Origin of the sequence: Pseudoalteromonas sp. RB2-MNA-CIBAN-0110 (assembly GCF_040309305.1) — a bacterium.
Lineage (GTDB): Bacteria > Pseudomonadota > Gammaproteobacteria > Enterobacterales > Alteromonadaceae > Pseudoalteromonas > Pseudoalteromonas arctica.
Genome location: NZ_JBEOOQ010000025.1, coordinates 1 through 25206, shown reverse-complemented (window position 1 = coordinate 25206; position 25206 = coordinate 1). Strand labels below are relative to the sequence as shown.

The 25206-nt window shown below is 39.1% G+C and carries 21 protein-coding genes; 3 read left to right on the top strand and 18 right to left on the bottom strand.

The window, feature by feature from the left end; all coding sequences use genetic code 11:
• Positions 1-4 precede the first annotated feature (4 nt).
• The 10 genes from AAEY68_RS12955 to AAEY68_RS12910 form a co-directional block, all read right to left on the bottom strand.
• Entirely contained in the window at positions 5-820 is an 816-nt protein-coding gene (locus AAEY68_RS12955) for a type II secretion system F family protein (protein ID WP_350586068.1), read from the bottom strand.
• Positions 817-1692, bottom strand: coding sequence for a type II secretion system F family protein (locus AAEY68_RS12950; protein WP_024589373.1), 876 nt, complete (start codon positions 1690-1692; stop codon positions 817-819). The genes AAEY68_RS12955 and AAEY68_RS12950 overlap by 4 nt, the downstream gene beginning before the upstream one ends.
• Positions 1685-2983, bottom strand: coding sequence for a TadA family conjugal transfer-associated ATPase (locus AAEY68_RS12945; protein ID WP_024593643.1), 1299 nt, complete (start codon positions 2981-2983; stop codon positions 1685-1687). Before AAEY68_RS12945 ends, AAEY68_RS12950 begins: the two co-directional genes overlap by 8 nt.
• Before the next feature lie 6 nt (positions 2984-2989).
• On the bottom strand, positions 2990-3757 hold the full coding sequence (locus AAEY68_RS12940) for a hypothetical protein (protein ID WP_007586678.1): 768 nt from the start codon (positions 3755-3757) through the stop codon (positions 2990-2992).
• A gap of 97 nt (positions 3758-3854) precedes the next feature.
• Entirely contained in the window at positions 3855-4244 is a 390-nt protein-coding gene (locus AAEY68_RS12935; protein WP_010552792.1) for a hypothetical protein, read from the bottom strand.
• A 373-nt stretch (positions 4245-4617) separates the two neighbouring features.
• A complete protein-coding gene (locus tag AAEY68_RS12930) occupies positions 4618-5295 on the bottom strand; it encodes a tetratricopeptide repeat protein (RefSeq protein ID WP_024593644.1) in 678 nt (225 codons plus the stop codon).
• Positions 5292-7211 carry a pilus assembly protein N-terminal domain-containing protein gene (locus AAEY68_RS12925; RefSeq protein WP_024593645.1) on the bottom strand — a complete coding sequence of 640 codons (1920 nt, stop codon included), beginning with the start codon at positions 7209-7211 and terminating at the stop codon, positions 5292-5294. The genes AAEY68_RS12930 and AAEY68_RS12925 overlap by 4 nt, the downstream gene beginning before the upstream one ends.
• Before the next feature lie 213 nt (positions 7212-7424).
• Positions 7425-7997 (bottom strand): MiaE family protein, encoded by a 573-nt coding sequence (locus AAEY68_RS12920; protein WP_007586685.1) that lies wholly within the window; start codon positions 7995-7997, stop codon positions 7425-7427.
• Positions 7998-8044: 47 nt separating this feature from the next.
• Positions 8045-8677, bottom strand: coding sequence for a sulfotransferase (locus AAEY68_RS12915; protein WP_024593646.1), 633 nt, complete (start codon positions 8675-8677; stop codon positions 8045-8047).
• A 14-nt stretch (positions 8678-8691) separates the two neighbouring features.
• Positions 8692-9063 (bottom strand): MAPEG family protein, encoded by a 372-nt coding sequence (locus tag AAEY68_RS12910; protein WP_007586689.1) that lies wholly within the window; start codon positions 9061-9063, stop codon positions 8692-8694.
• A gap of 153 nt (positions 9064-9216) precedes the next feature.
• Here AAEY68_RS12910 and AAEY68_RS12905 point away from each other — a divergent pair, with 153 nt between their 5' ends.
• The gene (locus AAEY68_RS12905; RefSeq protein WP_024593647.1) at positions 9217-10569 is read left to right on the top strand and encodes a DUF2254 domain-containing protein; all 1353 of its coding nucleotides are present in this window, start codon (positions 9217-9219) and stop codon (positions 10567-10569) included.
• A 15-nt stretch (positions 10570-10584) separates the two neighbouring features.
• Here the strand turns inward: AAEY68_RS12905 and AAEY68_RS12900 are convergent, their stop codons facing one another.
• From AAEY68_RS12900 to ggt, 3 genes are all read right to left on the bottom strand, one after another.
• Positions 10585-11310 (bottom strand): SIMPL domain-containing protein, encoded by a 726-nt coding sequence (locus tag AAEY68_RS12900; RefSeq protein ID WP_007586691.1) that lies wholly within the window; start codon positions 11308-11310, stop codon positions 10585-10587.
• Between the two features lie 153 nt (positions 11311-11463).
• Positions 11464-13158: an NAD-dependent malic enzyme gene (locus tag AAEY68_RS12895; protein ID WP_007586692.1), complete on the bottom strand. Its 1695-nt coding sequence runs from the start codon at positions 13156-13158 to the stop codon at positions 11464-11466.
• Positions 13159-13300: 142 nt separating this feature from the next.
• On the bottom strand, positions 13301-15079 hold the full coding sequence (ggt, locus tag AAEY68_RS12890) for a gamma-glutamyltransferase (protein WP_350586064.1): 1779 nt from the start codon (positions 15077-15079) through the stop codon (positions 13301-13303).
• 97 nt (positions 15080-15176) lie between these two features.
• On the opposite strand from ggt, the gene rrtA reads away from it, so the two are divergent.
• On the top strand, positions 15177-15773 hold the full coding sequence (gene rrtA / locus AAEY68_RS12885; RefSeq protein ID WP_024593649.1) for a rhombosortase: 597 nt from the start codon (positions 15177-15179) through the stop codon (positions 15771-15773).
• A gap of 89 nt (positions 15774-15862) precedes the next feature.
• On the opposite strand, the gene AAEY68_RS12880 is transcribed toward rrtA, so the two are convergent.
• The 5 genes from AAEY68_RS12880 to AAEY68_RS12860 form a co-directional block, all read right to left on the bottom strand.
• Positions 15863-18367: a S9 family peptidase gene (locus AAEY68_RS12880; RefSeq protein ID WP_024593650.1), complete on the bottom strand. Its 2505-nt coding sequence runs from the start codon at positions 18365-18367 to the stop codon at positions 15863-15865.
• A gap of 132 nt (positions 18368-18499) precedes the next feature.
• On the bottom strand, positions 18500-19675 hold the full coding sequence (locus tag AAEY68_RS12875) for an endonuclease/exonuclease/phosphatase family protein (protein WP_024593651.1): 1176 nt from the start codon (positions 19673-19675) through the stop codon (positions 18500-18502).
• 122 nt (positions 19676-19797) lie between these two features.
• Positions 19798-20946 (bottom strand): 5-(carboxyamino)imidazole ribonucleotide synthase, encoded by a 1149-nt coding sequence (locus tag AAEY68_RS12870; RefSeq protein WP_350586061.1) that lies wholly within the window; start codon positions 20944-20946, stop codon positions 19798-19800.
• Positions 20947-20948: 2 nt separating this feature from the next.
• A complete protein-coding gene (gene purE / locus AAEY68_RS12865) occupies positions 20949-21431 on the bottom strand; it encodes a 5-(carboxyamino)imidazole ribonucleotide mutase (RefSeq protein WP_002962540.1) in 483 nt (160 codons plus the stop codon).
• A gap of 161 nt (positions 21432-21592) precedes the next feature.
• On the bottom strand, positions 21593-23182 hold the full coding sequence (locus tag AAEY68_RS12860) for an ABC-F family ATPase (protein ID WP_076915491.1): 1590 nt from the start codon (positions 23180-23182) through the stop codon (positions 21593-21595).
• 639 nt (positions 23183-23821) lie between these two features.
• Between AAEY68_RS12860 and AAEY68_RS12855 the strand changes: the two genes are divergently transcribed.
• On the top strand, positions 23822-25030 hold the full coding sequence (locus AAEY68_RS12855; RefSeq protein ID WP_350586057.1) for a porin: 1209 nt from the start codon (positions 23822-23824) through the stop codon (positions 25028-25030).
• Positions 25031-25206: the final 176 nt, after the last annotated feature.

Genomic DNA, 25206 nt, shown 5'->3' with positions numbered 1-25206 from the left:
GCTCCTATAATACTTCTACAAGCATTTTAAGTACGTTCATTACTTGTAATGCTGCGGGAAAAAACACCAATACCAAAAACATCGGAAAACAAATTAAGATAATGGGAAAGGTTGTGTGCATCGCTTTTTTGTTTACCTTTTTAGCGAGTAAAATGTTCTTTTTTAGAGCTAGGCCTTCAAGTTGAGCCTCTACTGCTTGGATAAGTGGCGTACCAAGTTTTGACCCTATTAACATTAAGTTGGCGAGCTTTTTAATTCCTAATACGCCGGTTCTTTCAAAAAGTGAATTAAATGCAAATTCACGATCTTTACCTGCGCTTAGTTCGAATAAAAATAACTTTAGCTCTTTGTATAATGGGTGTTTTTGACTTAATCCATGATCAACCGCTAGTGCAAATGAGCGCTCTAGTGAAAATCCAGCGCGCATGTAAACCAGTAACACCCGTAAAAAAAACTCTAAGCTATTATTTATAACGGTTTTACGTTGGTTTTTACGTAATAAAAACCAGCATTCGGGTGCAAAAAAACACATAAAACACACTAATAATTTAATCGATTGGCTCAGCTCATACCCTGTTAGTTCTATAACTGTAAATGCACTAAAAGTAGCTGCCACTTTGAAGCAGTACAGGCTTATTAATATTTTATTAATTTGAATTCCTGCTTGTCTTAATTGACGTTTAGAGATGATGATTAGCGGATACCAATTAATGTTTTTAGTATCGGGTTTATCTAATTCAACTTTAAGAGATTGCCTATGAATATGGATAAATGACCCCATACTTACTAAAAGTCCGATAAGTAAAAGTATATCAATCATAATGTTACCCTTAAGCTAAGGCGTAGCCATAAAAAACCAAATAGCTGACAAAGAAGCGCAACCGTTATAAATGCAATACCATTAGGGTCGTTTAATAATGGTTCAAACCAGGTTGGATCGGTATAGCTAAATAAAGGAATTAGTGCGTAAGGTAAAAAACCACTAAATACAGCAGCGTATTTAGTGCCCGAAAGCTTAGCTTTTAGCTGTTGGCGGTCGAGGGTCCGAAGCGACATCATGTTGCATACGCTTTTTAGCATGTCGGTTAAATCACACTGGCTTTGTGTATGTGTAATGATGCTATGAGCAAACAATCTTACGGTTTCGCAGTTGTATCTTTCAATTAAAGGGGCAAACGACGTTTCGGCATCACTCCCCATGCTCATGCGTTGTATTAGTAAGGTGCTTTGTTTTTTTATATATGGGTCTGCATGCTCATCAGCAAACTGCATTGATTGCTGTAGCGATAGCCCAGTGCTTAAACACGATTGTACGGTTTCAATAAATTCTAAAAAATGATGCTCAAATTTTGCTAATTTATAATGAGCCAAGTCAATCACAGTTATAAAACAGGTTACAAAAACCACGATTGAAATAATAAACGCACTGGTTGATGCCTCTGGATAATATAATTTAGCTAAAAACCATGAACTACTAGAGAGCGAGCACGCCATGCTTATAAACCAGGCGTTACTTATGTTTAAGCCTAGCACTCGTAGTGACAGAGTAAGTACGTCTTTTTCTTCTAAAATATCTACTTTTTTAGTGCCTTGGCTGCTTTTATTTTTAGCATACAAAGAAACCAACACACTAGTTGCAAGTACAAAGGTTATAACCGCCGCTATAGCTAATAAATAATCAAGTTTAGTCATTGTTAGCCTCCGGGTTATTGTGCAGTAATGCTTTTAATTCTTGTGCATTTACGCCTTGGCCTTTCATAAACTCAATAACACTTGAGTTATCTATTAACTCACTTTGTACTGGCTCTGCTTCATTAATACTATAAAGCGGGCTAAAATGTGCGCCGCCATTAACACGCTTAATTTCACCAATACTTTTTAGAGTTCGGGTGCCATTAGTTGAGCGAGAAACATGCACAATAAGTTGAATACTCGACGCGATTAGCGAACTTGTATGGGTATCGCTCAGTTGTGCATTGTGTAACTGCACTAAGGTAGATAAACGAATAACGGCATCATTTGCACTGTTAGCATGTATGGTCGTCATCGAACCTTGGTGACCACAGTTCATTGCTTGGAGCATATCAATTACTTCGCCAGAGCGTACCTCTCCAACAAGTATTCTATCTGCGCGCATTCTAAGGGCTGCTTTTACTAAATCTCTTAGGCTTACTGCACCTTTACCATCGCTGTTTGTGTCGTGAGCTTCTAATTGCACAACGTGGTTGTGATGCAAATTAAGCTCAGCACTTTCTTCAATGGTTACAACTCGTTCATTTGGGTTAATTGAGTTAGCAAGTACGTTTAATAATGATGTTTTACCTGCCCCGGCATTGCCACACACTAAAATATTAACGCCTGTTTTAACTGCGCTTTTTAAAAATGATAAGATGTTTTTATCTAAAAAATGATTATTAACTAAAAAGTCATCGTTTATTTTTTTATGATTAAACTTACGAATCGATACAATCGCGGCGCTGGTACACGCAGGCGGTACAATAATATGAACACGGCTACCATCTTTTAGTTTGCCATCAACAATTGGCATAAGCGCATTTACTTGGCGACCACAGCCATCAAGTAAGCGATCAACAAATCGGCGTAAATGGCGTTCGTCATCAAACTTACTGGCTGTGCAAAGTAGTTTGCCTTGTTTATCAATCCAAATATCTTGCGTGTCGTTTATTAAAATATCACTTACTTGATCGTCCAGCATAAATTGTGCAATAGGGCCAAGGCCCTGAATTTCATCAAATACAGCCTGAACAACCTGCTCTTGTTGGTGTTGATTAAATGAAGATTGATTAAATTGTGGAATTTCACTGCACAATGCAGAGATTTTTTCGAGAACATTACTTGATAAAAGCGCGGTTGGCTCTTGTTCGTACTCTTCGATAACGGCATCGTGCAATAGCTTTTTAAGCTCTTCAAAGGTACTTAAACTGGTTTGAACTTCTTCATGTTTGCTTGATAAATTAAACATAAAAACTCACTTAGCTACATATACAGCTTCATTTTTAACGCCTTTAACCACTTCGATTGTGCGACTGGTTTGTAAGCGTGAAAAGTTTTGCAAACGACCTTGTTCAATGTCATAAGCGCTATGCACAATAATTGAAACTTTGTCGGCGTTATCTATACCCGCCAACGAATAAACATCTTTTGGAAGTACCGCAAGGACTAATGAAACGCCGCCCGCAGCAGAATTAGACTCTTTAGCTAAATTATCCATTACGCCACTTTTAGCGGCTTGCGATTTAGGACCTTTTGAAACACCAATAAGCTGTACATCACGGGCAACTGTTCTTACTAAGCGATTAGTTTTAGCGACTATGTCGAGTCGGTCACCTTTGTGTATGCGCGAAAGCGGAATATCTAAGGTGTTTAGTTTTAAAGTATATAAAACACGCCCTGCCGGTATGGCTTCTGATAAGTTTTGGCTTTTCGCTCTAATAAAATCGGTGTCGAACAAGGGTTGTTCAACCATTTTGTTAGTTGCTAATTTTTGACCAATTAATGCACGTGGGTTTTGAACGCTCAGTGCAATATTTGAATAGTTACTTGGATCTATACTTTTTTGCTCTACATCGTGAACGGTTACTGTTTGACCGGCCGACATATTTTTGTTTACTACCCAGGCTGTTACGCTATTTTCATCGTTTACCTGTCTAATGCCCAAAGCCGAAGCTAACATGCCAGAGGTGATGAGTAATGTGAGAGCCGCAGTGGTTGCGCCTTTGTTACTTTTACTTTTCATAATATTCCTCCAGAGTAACTTTCACTGCCACACTTTTGTGGCAGTGAGCCTTAAGCTTGGTATTCAAACCTGGTTGCCTTATATTGGGTACCTTGCGTTAGTTACCTTGTGAACCGCCTGCTGCTGTACGTGTTGCAGCATCGCCGCTTGGTGTTGCATTAACAAGTGCGGCACTTTCACTAAAGTCTGATGCAACAAAAGTGAATGAACTGCCATCACCTGCGTACACATCAACTGAATCTACAAACCCAGAGCCAGACACTTCAGCAGTGCCTTCGGCGTTAATCATGCCGTCAAATACATAGCTTTGGTCAAGTGAGCCAATTGCTTCAGCTACATCTTCAAGTTCGCTGGTTACCGAGTCACGTAATGTAGATAAACCAATTACAAGTGCTGCTACCATTGAAGTAGAAAGAATGATTAGCTCTGACGTTAGTACAAAACCTTTTTGCTTTTTGCTATTTAAGTTATGTTTAATAGTTTTCATAATCGTAGCCTTTAAATTAGAAGAGCTTATGCTCACTTTACATATTGCGAGGACCATGCCAGCTATAAATAACCATTAAATACAGTTTGTTATGTTTTTAATGGTTGTTTTTTATTAGATATTTTCATTTTTGATTTGCAAAATGCAAATCAATATTAAAAATATTTTAGATAAATAATGCTAGGTTTACGTTATTGAAAGTATTATTAAAACTGATGGATAGTGTAATGGGTAAATATTAAAAGCAGTCTTGTGAGGTTACGTATAAAACGTAGGATGAGCGTAAGCTTTACTCCTATTTTTGATAAATAATAAAGTGGTTTTGGCTCCTAAATAATGCCAAATTTTGGGTATAAAAAAAGGCCCGAAGGCCTTAAGAATAACAATTACCTAAAACGGAGAGTTTACCGCGCCTAGCAAGTGCTTTTTTATGCGTGGGTTCTGCACGTAAAACTTGCTCATAATAGCCACAAGCCAATAAATTATTGGTATTCGCTTCTTCAATTAACCCTTTATGGTAAAAATAGGCGGTACTATTTAAACCAAACTTAACCGAAAGCTCTAAGTAGTTTGAAGCTATAACGTAACTGCCCTGGGCATAATGTATAGAGGCCATTTGCAGGTATGGTGAAGCATGTGTACCAAAAACATCAACGCCGTATTGAGCAATGCTTTTTGCTTTAGCTAAATTACCTTGCTCTATTGCTAACGTAACCCCTAAAGTAATTGCATTTAATGGTGGATTAGCTTTATTCAGTAATGTGTTTATAACCTGTTGAGATTGATTAGCACGGCCACTTTTATAAAATACATATGCCGATATCGACAGTATTGCCGTGTTATCGGGGTGTTCAAGCATTAACTGATTCACCTCATGCACTAGGTTTAAACAGTTACTTGCATTTATACCTTCACACTTTAATGGTTGGGCATTTAATTGGTATTTTTTAACGATGTCACCCAGCGCGTTGTAAGGATTTACTGTTGGCTTGTAATCAATATGAGCGCAACCCGATAAAGTAAGCAGTAAAATAATATAAAATATTCTCATAGCCCTTGCTCCTGTATATAGCTAAGTACCTGGGTGTCGATATTTGCCTGTTCCCACGAACGTAAGGTATTAATTGGCTCACGCACCAGGTTTGGAGTAACAACAATAATTAGCTCGCGGTTGTTTTCACTTTTACTGGTTGTTTCGCTTAACTTTCCTAGCATGCTATTGCCGTTGCCATCAGGTACAAAGTCGTGGCTTGCGTTGTTATCGGTGCTAATTAAGCCACCAATAATAAGAGGTTGTCCGTCTTTTAAACGTGTTGATGTTTGCATGCTGCGTGTATTAAATGCACTACTGTTTAAACTGCTGCCTGTACTTTGTGCAATTTCGGCGGTTAACGTGGTATCGGGTAATGAAATTACTGGGTTTAGATCAAGTGTTATTCTGTCTTTGTCGTCAACCATGGCGCGTACATTTAATTCAACTCCAAATGATTTAAATTCTGTACCGCTAAACACCGATCCACTACTACCTTGCTGCCCGCTGGTAATTCCAGATGGGCTATAACTTGTAGGTACAGGTACTTCACCACCGACTTTAAACACGGCACTTTCACCGGCTAAAACCGTGATTGTAGGGCGAGAAAGCGTTCGAGAAATACCTTCTTGTTCAAGTAATGAAAACAACATATCAATGGCAAACTGTGAGGTAGAAAGCTGTAAGTTATTAGTTAATTGACCACCAATTAATTGCAGCGCATTTTCTATTGTTGCAGAGCCAGATTCGCGATTAGTCATACCGTCACGGCCAAATAAGCCCGCTTCTTTTTCATATCCATTAGAGAGCACGCTAATATCTGGACGCCATTGCTTTAACCTACGTTGATTTACTTCGTATAGCTGCACCGATACACGCACTTGCGGTAAATCTTCAACTTCAATACTCGACAAAACTTTACCGCCAGCCACTGACAGCAACGTTGCTCTTGCAATATTAGAACTCACATTACTTAAATTTAATCCTGAGGTAGCATCATTTATTAAACCGCCTGACTCGTTGGCAAGTACTTCAATACCTGAACTTTTATCCTGCGTTGCGCCGCCCATTAAATTATTAGGATCAAGAGGAGAACCCTGAGTTTGTAATGCTTGCTCTGGTTCGAATAATTTATTAATTGTATTTAATAAGCGCACTAGCTCTATCTGGTTTTTTACAGAACCGGAAAGTAAAAACACATCGTTGTCGTCATTTGATAACTCATCAACCGAGATGCGTTTAATGGTCACTTTATCTGCGCCCATTGATTTTATTACTTCGCTAATACGTTCTTCTTTAGGCTTGGGTGCTTGAGTTACTTTTATTAAATTAATAATAGCGACTTTACTCGAGTTTTGAGAGCTGCCGCTGTTTGCGTTACCCAAGCCTTGCAAGCGTTGAGCAAGTGAATTAAACATACCTTGGTTAGGATTTGAGGTGATAACGGGTTGTGATGCTTGTGAGCTACTGGCATAAAGGTAGTTTTTTGCAGCTTCATAAGCGGCATGACGATAATTTATAGTAGGTACTTCACCCCGTAATACAACAGCATGGCGATCAGGCGCTATGGTTAGCTGTACGTCAGGATGGATGTCGTTTAAGGCATTTTCTAGTACGCTGTAGTCTTCGGTTACGCCAAGTAAAAATGTTTCAGAGCTTTTATCGTCGTACCACACCATCATAGATGTACGGCCCAACTTTTTAGCTAAAATTAGTAGCTCACGGCCATTTACCACGTTCACATCAAGTGTTGTTTCGTGGCCAAGTGCAATACGAGAAATATCACGGGTAAACACAAAGCGAGTATGCGTCCATTTAACTAAGTGCGATACTTTTTGTACCCGCTCACCATTTGCATTTTCTATATAATCTAAATGACTTTCACTGCCCATAGCGGTAAAAGATATTAGTAATAGTATAAAAATAAATTTTAACATAAGCCTTTCCCTCAATTTGCTTACTGTATAGGTAGCAAGTATGAGACCAAGGGTTTTTGTATTTATAATCAGTGGATTAAAATGTATAAACGTGTTTTTTATTATTTTGATTCGCAAATTGCAAATCAACAATTCATGAAGAGGTTAACAAAGAAATAAGAGCAGAGGTGTGTGGCGCAAAGCGAGTGAAAATACGCTTTACGCTAGTTTTAATTAATGCAAAGCGGCTGTAAACGGGATGCTTTCACAGATTTTAGCTTCAGCTATAAGTAACTCTTCTAGACGAACATCAACTTCTTCTTTTTCAAAGTATTCGTAAGCTAGTTCTACAAATAGGTTTTTATGTTTTTCTTCTGACTTAGCAATAGCAACATAAAAGTCTTTTTCTTTACCCTCAGGAAGCGCTTGTGCAACTAAAGAAAAACGCTCGTGGCCACGTGCTTCAATTACACCGCCAACCAGTAATCGGTCCATTAAAAAACCATCACGACCATGTCTAAACAGTGCACGTATTTGTTTTATGTACGGATCTTTTTTGTCGTCACCTAGGTTTACATCGCGCTCTAAAAGCAATTTAAGTACTTGTTTAAAGTGTATTAATTCTTCTAGCGCTAAGTCGGTCATAGCTTTTACTAATTTACGTTTGTCTGGATAATGCGAAAGCATAGACATAGCCATACCCGATGCTTTTTTTTCTGCAGCGGCGTGATCTTGTAAAAAAGTATTAAAGTCAGCAAGGACAACTTCGGTCCATTCAAATGGGGTGTGGTATTTTAATTCAAACATGTTCTGTACAACTTAAATAATAATGCGGGGATTTTAACGTATTTGATTTAAAAAATCTTGTAAGGCAGTAATTTATCTATCCGTCCTTTAGCCGTAGATTCAACTTTTAACGGGTGTTTAATATCGTTCCACGCGGTAACTTTGCCGCCCATATTCATTTTTTCAAAATCAGTTTTATCACTTTTTAACGCTAAAAAATTGCATAGTTTTTTATAGCTATCAGGCTTTGCTATATCAATGGATAAAAAATCGTTGTCACGGTTATTGAAGTACGTTTGAGCATCATTAAAATGTTTTTTATAACAGTCTGCTAAGTAATTATCGTCGCTAATATTATTAAGCGAAAGCTCACTAAACGTATTTAAATAACAACGTTTTATATGAATATTAAAGCCCCCGTCTGCACGGGTTAAATTAGTGTGCATACGCGTTAAAAGCTGTTTTATTGATACAAGCCATGCACCAAGTTCGCGCTCTAAATAAATAAACTTAGAGTCTGGGTAATGAATATCAAGCGCTTTAAAGTCATTAAATATGGGAGTGTCGGCAATCGCGTTAGCATTTTCAAAACAAGCATTAGTATACGCGGTATGCGCCGTTGTAATACCAAGCTCTAAAAATGCGTGGCACACACTAGTAGTGCCTGTACGCGGTAAACCTATTATAAATATTTTGCTCATTAACTTTTCTTTAATTAGCCACGTGTCACTAGCAATACAAAGGCGCTAACAATAATCACCAGAAATGTAGTAATGGTACCAATTTGGCGATATTTCAGGCTTTTTTCTACTATGCCTAAATTTTGAAACACACGCCCTATTAATAACGCACCACCTAATATATGACAGTAATGGCTAGCAAGCCCTTGGTATTCTGCTAAAAAAAGCAAAATTAAAGCAATTGGCACGTACTCCATAAAGTTAGCGTGGGCACGCACAGCACGTTGCAGCGTTGCGTTACCATTATCACCAAGTGATATCTGCTCCGCGCGGCGCACTTTTATTACGTTAAAGCTCAAATAAATGTAAAAGAATGCAAGTAATGCAGCATAAGTTGAAATGATCACGGCGTTTTCCTGTTATTTTTATCGCATAAGCATGCGCTTTATTATTGTGGGCGTGATAATAACATATAAATTTGAGCAGCATTATCAGAAGTTTAATAAATGCCTATGCTAAGCTAAGGGTATTAAGTAAGTAGAAAATTACATAAGGATTTTATGTTTGTACCTCGCAAAGTAGCCGACAGTTACCGTGAAATGATTAACAGTATTGGCTTTTACCCTTCTATGCTTTCAGTGGGCTTTTTAGTATTTGCCATTATAACTATGTCGGTTGAATATTTAGCCCCTATTGAGCAGCTGAAATCGTTTATATCGGTTGTACTTGTTGATAGCGCCGAAAACGCGCGTACTATTTTAAGCACTTTAGCGGGGAGTATTATTTCGCTTACTGTGTTTAGTTTTTCGATGGTAATGGTGGTTTTAAATTCGGCCAGTGCGAGTTTATCGCCCCGCGTAGTGCCTGGGCTTATTACGCGTAAATCACACCAAATGGTTTTGGGCTTTTATTTAGGCAGCATAATTTACTCAATTATTATGCTTATAAACATTAATAAACTTGAAGGTGGCAGTACGGCTATTCCTTCAATTGGTGTGTTGTTTGCACTTGTTTTTGGCTTGATTTCATTAGGTTTATTTGTTTTTTTTATACATTCAATCTCTCGTGCCATTCAGGTTGATAACGTATTAAATGGCTTGTTTAGCCAAACTAAAAACGAAATTAAAACAATAATACTAAGACAACAAGAGAACCCAGTTGAAGACTTTCCAGACTTTAGCAAGTGGCATTCGGTAAGCAGTAAAACAGAGGGATATTATAAAGGCGTACATACCGATAAGCTGTGTGCCATTTTGGCAGAGCAAGATATAAAGGTTTATATCTCTGTTAACCAAGGCTATTTTACAGTTAAAGGTTACCCGTTTTTAAAATGTAATAAAGATATAGCAAACGATGAAGACCTGATAAATAAAATTCTCGACTGCTTTATTTTTTATATAGAAGAGTACATTAGCGATCATTACCGTTATGGGTTAACGCAAATATCTGAGATTGCAGTTAAGGCAATGAGCCCAGGCATAAACGATCCCGGTACTGCGGTTAAATCAATTGATATGCTGAGTATTTTACTTATCCAAAGGCTGTCAATTAACGATATTAACTACTCGTTTAAGCACAGTGATAATGCCCCATTGTTATACCTTCATGAAACAAGCTTTGATGAGTTATTACACGACAACTTTACACCGCTGCGTAATTACGCCAAAGGCGATGCATACGTAATGACAAACGTGCTTGAGGCATTTAAAAATATTTTGTTTGTTGCCCATAAAGATACCGATGCACGAAACAGTTTATTTAATTATTTAAATGCAATTGTTGATGACATAAATGAGCATGTAACTAATGAATACGACAGACGCGAAGTGACTAATATGCTCAACTCTATAGCGCGTATCAGCCAAGAGCAAGGTGAGAAGTTGGTGGCACGTTTTGAGCACCACCAAAAGTGAAGATATCTAACAATTTTAGTCTATGTAGTACACAGCGTAGCTTGACGCTGTTACTTTAATCTCTCCAGCATGGTAGGCATCAGGTACATAGTTACTTGGTGCGCTATCAGCCATCATTACTTTTTCTGCGCGCATATAAGGCTGCGACTGCACATTGAGTGGGCTCAGTGATGCGCTGTACAAACCTTTTAAGTCAACGCCATAATCTTCACTAAACTCTTTTGCAGCATCCCGTGCATCTTTAATTGCTAACTTTTGCGCTTTTTTATGCAGCTCGTTATAGTTACTTGCTAAAAATTGCGTTTGATTAATTTCGTTAATACCGTTGTTAACTAAGCTTTGTAGTAACTCTGGGTATTTATTTATATCGCTGAGTTTTACTGTTAACGTACGAGAAACCTTAAAGCCTTTAAATTCTTGATTACCGGTAGTGCGGTTGTATTGGCTATCACGGTTTATTGAAATTTGTCCGGCGTTTATATCTCCCTCTTTAACACCAATTTCTTTTACGAGCTTAATTGCCTTGGCGATGGTTAAGTCGGTTTTATTTTTAGCTGCAATTAAGTCTTTATCAACTTCGGTAATACCTACACTAAGCTGTACGTAATCTGGCATTGTAGTAAGAGTCGCTTCGCCCTTAACATAAATATGAGGAGCATCGGGAGTCGCTGCCGCGAGTGCATCAAAACTAAGTACGTTTAAAGCCAGTGCACTACCTAAAACAAGAGTCAGTGTTTTCATTAGTCGATCCTTTAATTTTGTAAATGCTATTAAAGACCTTACGTGGTTAATTAAATATGAACAAGCATAAAAAAACAGGCAATTGCCTGTTTTTTGTTAAGCGTTGTAACTGTGCCTACAACGTTATTTATTTTTAATTACGTATAAACCTAATTAAACACTACAACGTTTATAGTTACGGTATTTTGGTAACCAGTAATTTTTGTCGATTGCTGCCCATAACGCATCATCAGTAATCTCAAGAGCAACGCCCTCTTCGATTGCTTTTTTAGCAATGGCAAATGCAATACGCTTACTTAGCGTTTCAATTTCAGTCAGGGCTGGTAATAAACTACCTTTACCTGTGTTGGCACGCGGCGACGATTCTGCAAGCATTTCGCTAGACACACTTAACATAGCATCTGTAATGCGTGTCGCTTTAGCTGCAATAACCCCTAAACCAATACCTGGAAAAATATAGCTATTGTTACATTGTGGGATTGGGAAAATTTCACCGTTGTGTTCAACCGGATCAAACGGGCTACCTGTTGCAACAAGCGCTTTACCGTCAGTCCACTTAATCACATCAGCAGGATGCGCTTCTACCTGCTTAGATGGATTACTCAATGGGAAAATAATTGGCTGTTCACAACCGGCGTGCATTGCACGAATAGCTTGCTCAGTAAACAAACCAGGTTGGCCTGAAACACCAATTAAAATGTCTGGTTGTGCACAGTGCATAACATCAAGAAGTGATGCGTATTCACCGCTGTAAGTCCAATCACTTAACGAGCCTTGCGGTTGTGCAAGTGCTTGTTGGAAATCGCGTAAGCCTTCCATCCCCTCTGAAAGTAGGCCAAAACGGTCAACCATAAATACTTGGCTACGCGCTTGAGCTTCTGTAATACCTTCAAAAACCATTTGGCTAATAATTTGCTCAGCAATACCACAACCTGCAGAACCTGCACCCACAAAAACTACTTTTTGTTGGCTTAGGGTTGAATTTTTAACACGACACGCAGCAAGTAAAGAACCGACCGTTACAGCCGCAGTACCTTGAATGTCATCGTTAAAGCTACAAATTTCATTGCGGTAGCGCTTAAGTAACGGCATTGCATTTGGCTGTGCAAAATCTTCAAACTGAAGTAATACATTTGGCCAGCGACGTTTAACCGCTTTAATGAATAAATCTAAAAACTCATCGTATTCGTCTTGAGCAATACGCTTATGGCGTGCACCCATGTACATAGGATCGTTTAAAAGTTTTTCGTTATTAGTACCCACATCAAGCATTACAGGCAATGTGTATGCAGGGCTTATACCACCACACGCAGTGTAAAGTGACAATTTACCAATTGGGATACCCATGCCACCAATACCCTGATCGCCTAGGCCTAAAATACGCTCGCCATCGGTTACAACAATCACTTTTACTTTACCTTTGGTAGCGTTGCGTAAAATGTCGTCAATTTGGTAACGATCTTCATACGAAATAAATAAGCCACGTGCGCTGCGATAAATGTCTGAGAATTTTTCACAAGCGTCGCCAACTGTCGGCGTGTAAATGATTGGCATCATTTCTTCAAGATGATCACGCACTAAACGGTAGTAAAGTGTTTCGTTGTTATCTTGAATCGCACGTAAGTAAATATGCTTATTAAGGTTGTCGGTAAAGCTAGAATACTGCTGATAACAACGCTCAACTTGCTCTTCTATTGTTTCAAAGCGAGGAGGAAGTAAACCAGCAAGATTGAAATTTTCGCGTTCTTTTTTACTAAAGGCACTGCCTTTATTTAATAGCGGTGTTTCAATTAGGCCAGGGCCAGAATGATGAATATATAAGTAGTTAGGATCAGTATTAGTTGTCATATTTCCAGGCTTTAACGGAGTCTTAAGTTATGATCTGTCATTATCAGTGTTAGAGGTTTAATTGCAACGACAATTAAGCTAGTCAGACCATTGAGAGAAAATACATGCGGGCTTCACTGCCCGCATGCATATTATACATAATTTAAAATTTGATAGTGGCGTTATTATCAGTTAAATCAGATAACGCAACACCTTCACGGCGAGGATCGGCACCACCATATAAGGTATTATTTTTAACTTCAACTGCGTGTAAGCCTGAGTTTAAATCAATAATACGTACATTGTGGCCGCGTTTAGTAAGCGCAGGCGCAATGGCTTCAATGGTTGTGCCTTTTTCAAGGCTGGTGTAATCGTTACGATTTGTTGTACGCGGTAAGTTAATAGCGTCTTGTGCTGATAAATTCCAGTCAATAACACCCACAACAACTTGTGCAACGTAATCTATGATACGACTACCACCAGGTGAGCCTACAATTAAACGTAAGCTGCCATCTTTATTAAATACCATTACCGGTGACATAGAGCTACGCGGGCGTTTACCAGCCTCTACACGGTTTGCTACAAGCTTGCCGTTTTTACGTGGTGATAACGAAAAGTCAGTTAGTTGGTTATTTAAAATAAAGCCATTAACCATAACTGTAGAGCCAAACGCCATCTCAATTGAACTGGTCATCGAAACTGCATTACCTTTACTATCTACAATAGAGACATGCGAAGTAGAAGGTAACTCGTATGAATCATCCATTGCATAACTTAAGTACCCTACTGGATTACCGGCTACGGCTTTTTGGTCTGTTTCGGTAATTAATTTAGCGCGTGAGGCAATGTAATCTTTGTTTAAAAGCTCTTTTGTAGGTACTTGAGTGAAATCGGGATCGCCCATGTACATATCGCGATCGGCAAATGCAATACGCGAAGCTTGGCTAAAGTAATGAATCGCTTTTTCGCCATTTGGTTTAAGTGCGCTCATATCTTTATGCTCAAGTAGGCCAAGCATTTGTAGTACTGCTACACCGCCACTACTTGGTGGCGCCATAGAACACACGTTATAAGCACGGTATTGTATACATACGGCGTCGCGTTCTTTACTTTTGTAATCTGCTAAATCTTGCACACTTAATTTACCAGGGGCAATTTTAGAGTGCTGTACAGCATTAACCATTTGTTTAGCGTTTTCGCCTTTGTAAAATGCATCAATGCCCTGCTTTGCAATGTCTTTGTATAAATCAGCAAGTGGTTGATTCTTTTTAACGCTACCCGCTTCGATTAATTTACCATTTGGGTAAAAGTATTCGTTAATAATTGGCATGCTCAGCACGCCTGGGTTTAACTGGCGTGCTAATAAACCATGTAAACGCGGCGAAATTACAAAGCCTTGCTCTGCAAGTTCAATAGCCGGTTTAAAAAGCGCTTCCCACGGCAATGTACCGTATTGTTTATGCGCGCTTGCAAAGGCATGTAAAATACCAGGTACGCCAACAGAGCGTCCGCCTACTACAGCTTCAATCCATTTAACAGCTTTACCGTGCTTATCTAAAAACAAAGTTTCGTCTGCATTTGCAGGTGCGGTTTCGCGGCCATCAAAACTAGTCAGCTTATTGTTTGCTTTGTTGTAGTACATCATAAATGTACCACCGCCAATACCTGAGGATTGCGGCTCAACTAAAGTAAGCACTAGTTGAGTAGCAATGGCAGCATCTACGGCACTGCCGCCTTGGGCTAAAATTTGTTGACCGGCTCTTGAGGCATATGGATTTGCCGCAGCAACCATGTATTTATCACCTTGCACTACTTTTTTATGGATTAATCCGGTAGCGGCTTCAGGTTCGCGAGTTTCAATTTGAGTTGCTTGCTGTGCAAATGAAGGCAGTGATACTGCGCACAGTCCAATGGCAAATAATGAGTTAAGTTTAAAATGCATAAAAATACTAAAAACACTTAATTACGTAGTTGTATTTGGCATCTTAAAGTTAAACGGGCACAATATGCAAAAATTTTGACTAAAAAAATATAATAAAATGCTTAATTTACCTATTCAACCACGTTATATATTACCGCCTATTATTCTGCTGCTATTTAGTACCATTTTTGCTGCATTTGATTTAAATAATTTACTTGAATTTAACCGAAGCCTAATTGATAAAGGCGAACTGTGGCGAATCTTTTCTAGCCAATTTGTTCATGCTAATTGGGCTCATTTGGGATTAAATGCCAGTGGTGTTTTATTAATATGGCTTTTACATGGCGAATACACATCACCTACTCGCTACGCTTTTAATACAAGTGCGCTGGCGCTGTGGTGTGGACTCGGTGTTTACTGGTTTTGCCCAAGCATACATATTTACACCGGATTAAGTGCTCTACTGCATGGTGTAATTATTTGGGGGGCAGTTAAAGATATAACTGTAGGGCTCAAGTCGGGTTATTTATTATTTATAGGCGTATGGATTAAAATAGCGTTTGAGCAATTTAGCGGCCCTAATGCTGATATTGGAAAGCTTATTAACTCCACTGTGGCCATTGACGCACATTTAATTGGTGTAATTGGCGGGACTCTGCTTGCCATACCACTGGCTATAGAGCTCCTTAAAAAGAACTTTAAAAATAAAAAATAAAGTTAGATTTTGTTCAACCCAATAAAAACGCCGCATTAGTTAACTAAACTAATGCGGCGTTTTTGTTTTTATACTTTAAGAATTAAAGATTAAAGCGTTTCTTTAAATAACTTATGAATACGGCGGTATTCGTCTAACCAACTTGAAGGCTGTACAAAGCCATGTGGTTCAACAGGGAATATAGCTGTTTCAAAGTTTTGCTTTTCAAGCTCTATTAAGCGCTGTACTAAACGCACTGAGTCTTGAAAAAACACGTTATCGTCAACCATGGGTGCATTAATGAGTAAACGTTTGTTTAAACCCTCAGCGTAATAAATTGGTGAGCTGCGCTCATACGCAATCGGGTCAACATCAGGATGGTTTAATATATTAGCCGTGTAACCAGTGTTGTAATGTGCCCAATCGGTAACAGGTCGTAGTGCTGCACCCGATTGAAATAACTCAGGCGCGGTAAACAATGCCATAAAGGTCATAAAGCCGCCGTATGAGCCGCCATAAGTGCCGACTGCTTTGGTATCAACGTTGGCATTTTGCGCCATCCATTTAACGCCATCGGCTAAATCTTGTGTTTCAGGTGTGCCCATTTGACGATAAATCGCGGTGCGCCAATCACGGCCGTAACCTTTAGATGCGCGGTAATCCATATCCATTACTATGTAACCTTCATCAGCGAGTAACGAATGGAACATAAATTCACGAAAATAAACCGAAAATCCCATATGTGAGTTTTGTAAGTAACCCGCTCCGTGATTAAAAATAATCGCTTTACGATTTTTACCTACTTCACCCTCAACGTAATCTGCTGGGTAATATACTTTTGCATATATTGGTTGATCTGTATGGCTCGATGGCACAGCAACAATTTTAGGGGCAGTTAGCTTTTTAGCTAAAAACTCATCCGACACAGTATGGGTTAGTCGCGTTGCTTTTGTATTGGCTTGAGCATCAGCTACATAAAGCTCATTAGGCATGGTAATTGTAGAGTGCTTAAGGAGTAACTTAGTTTCATCTGGGCTTAACGTGTAATCAGTCATGCCATTTAAGTCAGTAACTTGCTCGCTATTACCTGTTTGTGGGTTAACGCGGTAAATTTCGTACAGGCCTGGGTGCTCAACATTCGCTTTATAATAAATAGCGCTGTCATCGCTGGTAAGCGTTAAGTTAGAAACCTCAAATTGGCCCTGTGTAAGCGCGGTTGCTTTGCCGTTAATTGGTTTTTTATAAAGCTGGCTGTAACCCGACTCTTCCGATAGGTAATAAAGCGTGTTTGAGTTATGTAACCAACCATAGTCATTAAATGCGTAAGCAATCCATGCGTCGTCATGTAGGCGATGTTGCGACACAAGTTTGTTGTTTTCAAAATCAACGTTCGCAAGCCAGCGGTCTTTGTTGTCCCATGCTTCGAGCATGATAGCTACTTGCGAGCCGTCATCGTTCCATACTATTGGGCTTTGATCAAAGCCCCAGTCCATAATAAGGTTAATGCCACGAGGCGCCTTTTTAGACTTATATGTTTTACCATCACGTGCATAATTTTCTTTTTTAACTTCGGCTAAAACATCTTCATCAAAGCCCGGTAAGGTATTAAAGCTAAGTGAAGTTTGCTCTTTGTTAGTTAAATTGATGTACACAAGCTTTGAGGTTTCTTCTTTAGCGTCGGCTACACGGCGGCGTGCTTTTTTAGGCTCAATGGTTGCATCATCAGTGATGTAATTTGGCATAATATCGCCATCACCGCGCCAATCTGTTTGCTTTTGTACAACGACTAACAGCGCATCACCATTTGGCGAAAGCTGTGCTTCTGCAACTTTATTACCATCACCTAAGTAGTAAGCCGTGTTAGCAATTGAATCGTTTTGTTCATTAATTTGCTCATTACGTGCTTGCTTATCTTTTTTGTTTTTTTGTTGAAGCGCCACAAACTTAATCAATTTATGCTGCTCTTTAGCAATATACGTGCTTGGCTCTTCAATCCCTTTTGGCTCATCAGCAAGTTTTAAGTTAGCAAGCTCGCTCGTTAAGCCTGTTTTTAAATCAACTTTAAAAAATACATTGCCTTGGCGGTAAACTAAATCGCCATTATTTAAAAATTGTGGTTTAGATTCGCTTGCTGATGTCGCTGTAATTTGTTTAAGTTCACCGGTTTTTAGGTTTTTAACAAACACATTGCCTTTAAACGTGTAGGCCGCCATTGTTTTATTTTTTGAATAAACAGCTTTATTTGAACCCACAGTATGAAGTTTATTAAGTGCTACCTGCTCTGCTGTTTGGCTAGTAACCGATTGGCTAAATAAATCGCGTAGTGTATTACCTTGCTCTTTTTGAGCATAAATAATAGTAGCCGAATCGCTAGCCCAATAAGCGCTCTCTGGCTGATTGCCCATCCAATCAGGATCGGCCATTGCTTGTTCTAGCGTTATTTTTTGTGAGCCGATATCTGCTGGCGTGTTTACAACCGCAGCAACCGATGTTGCTGGTAAAGCACTTTGCTGTGTTGATGAGGTGTTAGCGGTCGCGCTACAACCTGCAAGCATGACACTTGAGGCAACAGCTAAGGCCACTAACGTTTTAGATGAAGAAAAATTAAAAATCATAGTGCTTCTATACGGTTATTATAATTAAGCCGTATTTAAGCAGAAGCACTCAAGTTATTGCAATTTTTTAAGATAAATAGCCATTAAACAGGGTAAAGCTCAGTTTACTAGCGCATCCCCTGTTAATAGGCGTTATTCAACTATTAAATCAAGCCACACCAGTCGATGATCGCTCGATGCGTTTCTGTCTTTAATTAAACGATATTCATTGCTCGTTTTAGTTGGCCAAAACACACCACCGTCTTTAACTTTTAAGCCGTAGTTTGACGGTAAAACGTAATCAACACGCGCTTGCCAATTAGCACTGTAATTTTGTGCATAAGGCACAGCATACTGCTCTTTAGCGCCTTCACTTTTTGGAACAAACTGAGCGTTTATCAATGGGTTTTTAAGCAGTTGATCTGTGGTATTTGTGCGGGCTTTATCGCCCTCTGGTGCGGCATTTAAATCGCCTAAAATAACAAACCGGGAGTAAGTTTTTAAACCGCCCTTTTCGCCTTTATCATCGTAAATATACTTAGCGTTTGAAACGTAATCGGCAATTAACCTTACTTCATCGTGGTTACGTTTGCCGTTTCTATCCTCTTCACCGTCAAATACAGGGGGTGTTGGGTGAGATGCAATAACATGAATGGTTTTATCATTTACGTTAATAGGTAAATCCCAAAACGATTTAGAGCTAAGTCTAAGTGCTTGCCATTCTTGCGCGTTATACCAGTTTTCGCCTGTTTTAGGCATTACGGGCATTTGTGCATTTGGCATGTCTTTATATTTAAAGGTTTGAAGGGTTCTTACTTTATCAAAATCGATTGGGTATTTTGACAAAATAGCCATACCGTAATGGCCTTCAAAAAAGCCAAAACCTTGTGCATCGCCCATCACGCCATTTTTCTTGCCGTCGTTATCTAAATCCAACTCAGTGGCTAGGCCTGTATTTACAGGGGCAATATAAGAGTAAGGGTAGTTAATAGCAGCTTGTTTATGTTGGCCTACATTTAAATAATGTTGATTAAAGTATTCAACCCCCTGCTCTTTTGGGATGTAATCAAATTCGTTAAGTAAAATAATATCAGGGCGAACACGTTGAATAATTTCCGCTATATTCTTAATTTGCTGGTGGTTTGCTTTAAGTGCATTAACTAAAGCATCACTTTTAACTTGCTCACCTTTAGGTGTGTGATTAGTTGCATCCATACTTACATTAAAAGTAGCAACACGAAGAGAGTCTGATGCAAATGCACTGTTACTAAAAAAAGGACTAAAAGAAGCGGCAACAAGTAGTGCGCTATAAATTGCTTTAAGTTTCATTAAATAATTTCACTGTAAAATTTTAGACGCAATCATTATTTCACAATCTAGGTAACCTTGCGCCTTTTTTAAATACAAAAAAATGCCGAGCAAGCTCGGCATTTAATAAAACGGTTAGCCATTTAATGAAGGATTAAATTTGCCGCCGCTTTTAAAATACCTGGGTAGTCTTGCTCAGGTAAATATTCAGTAAGCTCACCTAATTTATCTGCTAGGTCGTTCATGCTAGTGGCCGATACGTTTATATGGCCCATTTTACGACCTGGTTTTGCAGTTTTACCGTACCAATGGCTAGTCACATCTGCATATTTAAGTACGTCAGCTGGAATATTAGGTTGCCCTAGTACGTTTATCATAGCGGTAATGTGTTTAAGCTCTGTATTACCAAGCGGTAAACCAGCAACAGCACGCATGTGGTTTTCAAACTGTGAGCAATGGCAGCCTTGTTGCGTCCAGTGGCCTGAGTTATGTACACGCGGTGCAATTTCGTTAACGAGTAACGTGCCATGTACATCAAAAAACTCAATAGCTAACACGCCAACGTAGTTAAGCTCATTTGCTATTTTTGTAAATGCATCGTTTGCTTGCGCTTCAACGCTATGATTATTTTTACCAGCAATAGAAAGCGTTAATACACCATTGGTGTGCTCATTTTCTGTTAGCGGATAAATAGCAACATTACCGTGTTTATCGCGCGCACCAATAATAGATACTTCACGATCAAACGGGATCATTTTTTCAGCAATAATTGTATGTGGCGCAAGCTCAGTGCCCGATGCAATAAAATCAGACATTTGTGACCAAATTTCGTCTATTTGACTATCCGATTTTAAACGCCATTGGCCTTTTCCATCGTAACCCGCTTGGCATGTTTTAATAACAAGTGGCTTTCCTAGGGTTTTAACAGCGTGTTCAAGGTGCGCTTTTTCAGTAATTAATTGATATGGCGCACAAGTTACGTTTGTTTTATCAAGCAATGCTTTTTCAAGCGAGCGATCGCCACCGGTTTTAATAGCGGCTTTACCTGGGTAAAATTTATTGCTGTTACAACAAAGTGTTAGTACGTCATCAGGAATGTGCTCAAACTCTGCAGTAATTGCATCAGCGTTTAATATTGCTTGCTCAAGTGACGTGCTATAAACCTCACCAGTTAGCGGGTGCATAATTTGCTTGCTGCCTACATCATACGCCACTACGTTTAAATTAAGCGGCGCGCCTGCAAGGCTCATCATACGTGCAAGTTGCCCTGCACCTAATATTAAAATATTCATTATTACTCTGCAGGGTTTGGATTAGCTAATATAGTGTCGGTTTGAGCTTTACGAAACGCTTCAATTTTTGCAAAAATTTCTGGATTTTGACACCCTAAAATTTGCGCGGCTAGTAAACCTGCGTTTGCTGCGCCCGGCTCACCAATTGCAAGAGTGCCCACTGCAACGCCTTTAGGCATTTGGCAAATAGATAAAAGTGAATCAACACCATTTAATGCTTTTGATTTTACCGGCACGCCCAGTACAGGAAGCGACGTAAAAGCAGCAGCCATACCCGGTAAATGCGCAGCGCCGCCAGCGCCTGCAATAATAACTTTAATCCCGCGTTCTGCGGCTGAACTTGCATAATCAGCAAGTAATTGAGGAGTGCGGTGTGCAGACACGACTTTAGTTTCGTACTTAATGCCAAAATGCTCTAGCATAAGTGCTGCATGTTCCATGGTTGGCCAATCTGATTTAGAACCCATAATAATGCCAACAGTCATAAATACTCCTCAGTAATGTATTTTCAAAATAGCGGACTTATGTCCTGTTTAAGCCGGGTATTATACCCAAAGCCATATTAATTGCGACTAATACAAAGCCACAAAAACAAAAAAAGCCATGTTTAAACATGGCTTTTTAGGGTTAACGGGTAAATAGCTAATTAAGCTTCTTTACTCGCTAGGTATTCTGCGTAGTTGCCTCTAAAGTCAATAATTTTACCATCTTTAACTTCCCAAATACGGGTAGCTACCGATGATACAAATTGACGATCGTGCGATACAAACATTAATGTACCTTCGTAGGCTTCAAGTGCTAAGTTAAGCGCTTCAATAGATTCCATATCCATGTGGTTAGTTGGCTCATCCATTAACAATATGTTTGGTTTATGCATCATAATTTTACCAAACAGCATGCGGCCTTGCTCACCACCTGAAATTACTTTAACTGACTTTTTAATATCGTTCTGAGAGAACAACATACGACCTAAGAAGCTGCGAACCACTTGTTCGTCGTCGCCTTCTTGTTGCCATTGCTCCATCCACTGAAACAAGTTCATGTCGGTTGCAAACTCATCTGCGTGATCTTGCGCGTAGTAACCAATGTTCGCGTTTTCAGAAAACTTAAACTCACCGGCTTTAGGTGCTAAGCGCCCTGCCAGTGTATTAAGTAATGTTGTTTTACCAACACCATTTTCACCAATAATAGCAATACGCTCGCCAACTTCTACTAAACCTTCAAGCCCAGAAAACAACGTGTTGTCGTCAAAACCTTGCGTTAGGTTATTCATTTCAAGCGCGTTTCTGAATAACTGCTTTTCTTGGTCGAAACGAATAAACGGCGTTTGACGTGAAGAGGCTTTAACTTCGTCTAACTGAATTTTGTCGATACGTTTAGCGCGCGATGTTGCTTGCTTAGCTTTAGATGCGTTAGCAGAGAAACGTGATACAAACTGTTGAAGTTCAGCAATTTGGTTTTTCTTCTTCGCGTTTTCGCTAAGTAGTTGCTCACGTGCTTGCGTTGCTGCAAACATGTATTCGTCGTAGTTACCTGAGTAAATACGTAGCTCACCGTAGTCAATATCGGCCATGTGAGTACACACAGAGTTTAAAAAGTGACGGTCATGCGAGATGATTATCATGGTACAGTCGCGTTGGTTTAACACGTCTTCTAACCACTTGATGGTGTAAATATCCAAGTTATTGGTAGGCTCATCAAGTAGCATTATATCTGGGTCTGAAAACAACACCTGTGCAAGTAGCACACGTAGTTTAAAACCAGGTGCAATTTCTGACATTGGGCCAAAGTGTTGGTCTGTGCCAATACCTACGCCTAATAGAAGCTCGCCTGCTTTAGATTCAGCAGAGTAACCATCCATTTCAGCAAACTCAGTTTCAAGATCGGCTACTTTCATACCGTCGTCTTCACTCATTTCTGGTAAAGAGTAAATACGGTCGCGTTCTTGTTTTATTTTCCACAGCTCTTTGTGACCCATGATCACAGTATCAATTACTGAGTATTCTTCGTAGGCAAACTGGTCTTGGTTTAGTTTAGCAACACGTTCATTTGGATCAGTACTTACATTACCTGAAGACGCTTCGAGCTCACCACTTAGAATCTTCATAAATGTTGATTTACCACAACCATTTGCACCGATTAAACCGTAACGGTTTCCGTCGCCAAATTTTGCTGAGATATTTTCAAATAATGGTTTAGCACCAAATTGCATGGTGACATTAGCTGTACTAATAATAGCGCTACCCTCCAAAGGAGTAATGATGTATTTAAATTGCGCGCAGTTTAAACCAAAATGGCCCGTTTTTCTATGAAAGTTTAAAGGCAAACCACGTGGTTTAAGGCAATTATTATCACTGAGCTACTCGTAATTAAAATAACAAATTAGATTTAGTGTTTTTGCAAATTGTTATTCAACTTACACAAGTAAAAATTCATCAATATATTCACTTTAATACGTCTAGGGAGTTTAGAATTACGTATACTGAATTAGAGTAAAAACACTTTTAACGTGTTTGTGTGTTTACTTAACTCATTTTTGTACACGCAGTAACAATAAAAAGTTATATTTATGAAAATAAAGTACTTTTAGAGCTTTTGCACTAGTCGCTACTTTTTGAACAAGATGAAATTAATTCAAATTAAATTTTTAACATACCACAAATTTACCATCCTATTTACCTATATATTCAATATAAAAACAAACTTCTGCAACACCTGAAAAACAAAATTAACCTCCAGTGAATATCAATAGAATTTGCCTGTCAATTTTGTTGAGTATTTTTCACTTTTGAGCTCTTTATTGCTTTGTTAGTCTTCAAATCTGAATTTTTACCTACGTAAAAACACTAAAAATTTACACAGGGCAACACACAAGATGAGCAAAAAATTAGCGACACTGATTAGCGCAAGTATTGTATTCGCACCCGCTATTTCAGCGGTAGAGTTATACAAAGATGACAAAAACACTCTAGAAGTAGGTGGGTATCTTGATGTGCGTGTAATTAACACACAAAACGAAACCGAAGTTGTTAACGGTACTTCGCGCATTAACTTTGGCTTTACTAGAGAGCTAAAGAAAGATTGGACTGCTCTTGCTCTTGTAGAGTGGGGTGTAAACCCTGTTGGTAGTAGCGATATTATTTATAACAATCGTTTTGAGTCAATTCAGGACGAATTTTTGTATAACCGTTTAGGTTACGCAGGCCTTTCACACGAAAAGTACGGTCAACTTACCATTGGTAAACAATGGGGTGCATGGTACGACGTAGTTTATGGAACAAATAATAGCTTTGTATGGGATGGTAATGCAGCAGGCGTTTACACCTATAACAAAGACGATGGCGCTGTAAATGGCACTGGCCGTGGTGATAAGTTAGTGCAGTACCGCAATAGCTATAACGATTTTAGCTTTGCAGTACAAGCGCAGCTTAAAAACAGCGAGTTTTATACCTGTGACGTAAGCGATATTTCAGAAGAAGAATGCGAAACGCTTTGGAACTCTGGCGATAGAGCAGCCCAAGAAGTTGAATTTAACTACACATTTGGTGCGTCTGTTACTTATACCCCTACCGATATGCTAACGCTTACGGCAGGTGTTAACCGAGGTGAGTTTGATTTAACGTTTGGCGATGGCTCTACTCGTAATGTTGAAGATTTAATTTATGGTGCCGGTATTATGTGGGGCAGCATCGATAAACGCGGCCTTTACGTTGCTGCCAACGTAAATAAAAACAAAAACCACGACACCGATAATATTGGTCGCTTAATTGATGACGCAATAGGTATAGAAACATTTGCATCTTACCGCTTTGATAACGATTTTCGCCCTTTTATTGCCTACAACGTGTTTGATGCCGGTGATGACTACGTAATTCAGCCAAACTTTAACGCCGATCCAGACGATGTATTTAAGCGTCAGTTTGCTGTTATTGGCCTTCACTACTTAATTGACGAAGACACTATTGCCTACGTAGAAGCGCGTAAAGACTTTAGCGACTTTGAAAGTGATAACGACGATCAACAAGCACAAATGGAGCAGTCGGAAGATGACGGTATAGCATTTGGTTTTAGATATAAGTTCTAAATATAAGCTCTAAATATAAGTTTAAAAAACGACTACAACTTCCCTAAGCACAACCCTTTTAGCCCTTTTAACTTTTTTAACTGGGCTTTTTTTATTGCGCTGTCTCGTCCTGAAATGTGTTTACACATTTAGGATTTATTATGACCAAGTCAAATAATACACCGATCAAACGAACA

Coding starts and splice junctions, on each gene's coding strand:
- AAEY68_RS12955 (WP_350586068.1), bottom strand. CDS start 820: ATGATTGATATACTTTTACTTATCGGACTTTTAGTAAGTATGGGGTCA.
- AAEY68_RS12950 (WP_024589373.1), bottom strand. CDS start 1,692: ATGACTAAACTTGATTATTTATTAGCTATAGCGGCGGTTATAACCTTT.
- AAEY68_RS12945 (WP_024593643.1), bottom strand. CDS start 2,983: ATGTTTAATTTATCAAGCAAACATGAAGAAGTTCAAACCAGTTTAAGT.
- AAEY68_RS12940 (WP_007586678.1), bottom strand. CDS start 3,757: ATGAAAAGTAAAAGTAACAAAGGCGCAACCACTGCGGCTCTCACATTA.
- AAEY68_RS12935 (WP_010552792.1), bottom strand. CDS start 4,244: ATGAAAACTATTAAACATAACTTAAATAGCAAAAAGCAAAAAGGTTTT.
- AAEY68_RS12930 (WP_024593644.1), bottom strand. CDS start 5,295: ATGAGAATATTTTATATTATTTTACTGCTTACTTTATCGGGTTGCGCT.
- AAEY68_RS12925 (WP_024593645.1), bottom strand. CDS start 7,211: ATGTTAAAATTTATTTTTATACTATTACTAATATCTTTTACCGCTATG.
- AAEY68_RS12920 (WP_007586685.1), bottom strand. CDS start 7,997: ATGTTTGAATTAAAATACCACACCCCATTTGAATGGACCGAAGTTGTC.
- AAEY68_RS12915 (WP_024593646.1), bottom strand. CDS start 8,677: ATGAGCAAAATATTTATAATAGGTTTACCGCGTACAGGCACTACTAGT.
- AAEY68_RS12905 (WP_024593647.1), top strand. CDS start 9,217: ATGTTTGTACCTCGCAAAGTAGCCGACAGTTACCGTGAAATGATTAAC.
- AAEY68_RS12900 (WP_007586691.1), bottom strand. CDS start 11,310: ATGAAAACACTGACTCTTGTTTTAGGTAGTGCACTGGCTTTAAACGTA.
- AAEY68_RS12895 (WP_007586692.1), bottom strand. CDS start 13,158: ATGACAACTAATACTGATCCTAACTACTTATATATTCATCATTCTGGC.
- ggt (WP_350586064.1), bottom strand. CDS start 15,079: ATGCATTTTAAACTTAACTCATTATTTGCCATTGGACTGTGCGCAGTA.
- rrtA (WP_024593649.1), top strand. CDS start 15,177: ATGCTTAATTTACCTATTCAACCACGTTATATATTACCGCCTATTATT.
- AAEY68_RS12880 (WP_024593650.1), bottom strand. CDS start 18,367: ATGATTTTTAATTTTTCTTCATCTAAAACGTTAGTGGCCTTAGCTGTT.
- AAEY68_RS12875 (WP_024593651.1), bottom strand. CDS start 19,675: ATGAAACTTAAAGCAATTTATAGCGCACTACTTGTTGCCGCTTCTTTT.
- AAEY68_RS12870 (WP_350586061.1), bottom strand. CDS start 20,946: ATGAATATTTTAATATTAGGTGCAGGGCAACTTGCACGTATGATGAGC.
- purE (WP_002962540.1), bottom strand. CDS start 21,431: ATGACTGTTGGCATTATTATGGGTTCTAAATCAGATTGGCCAACCATG.
- AAEY68_RS12855 (WP_350586057.1), top strand. CDS start 23,822: ATGAGCAAAAAATTAGCGACACTGATTAGCGCAAGTATTGTATTCGCA.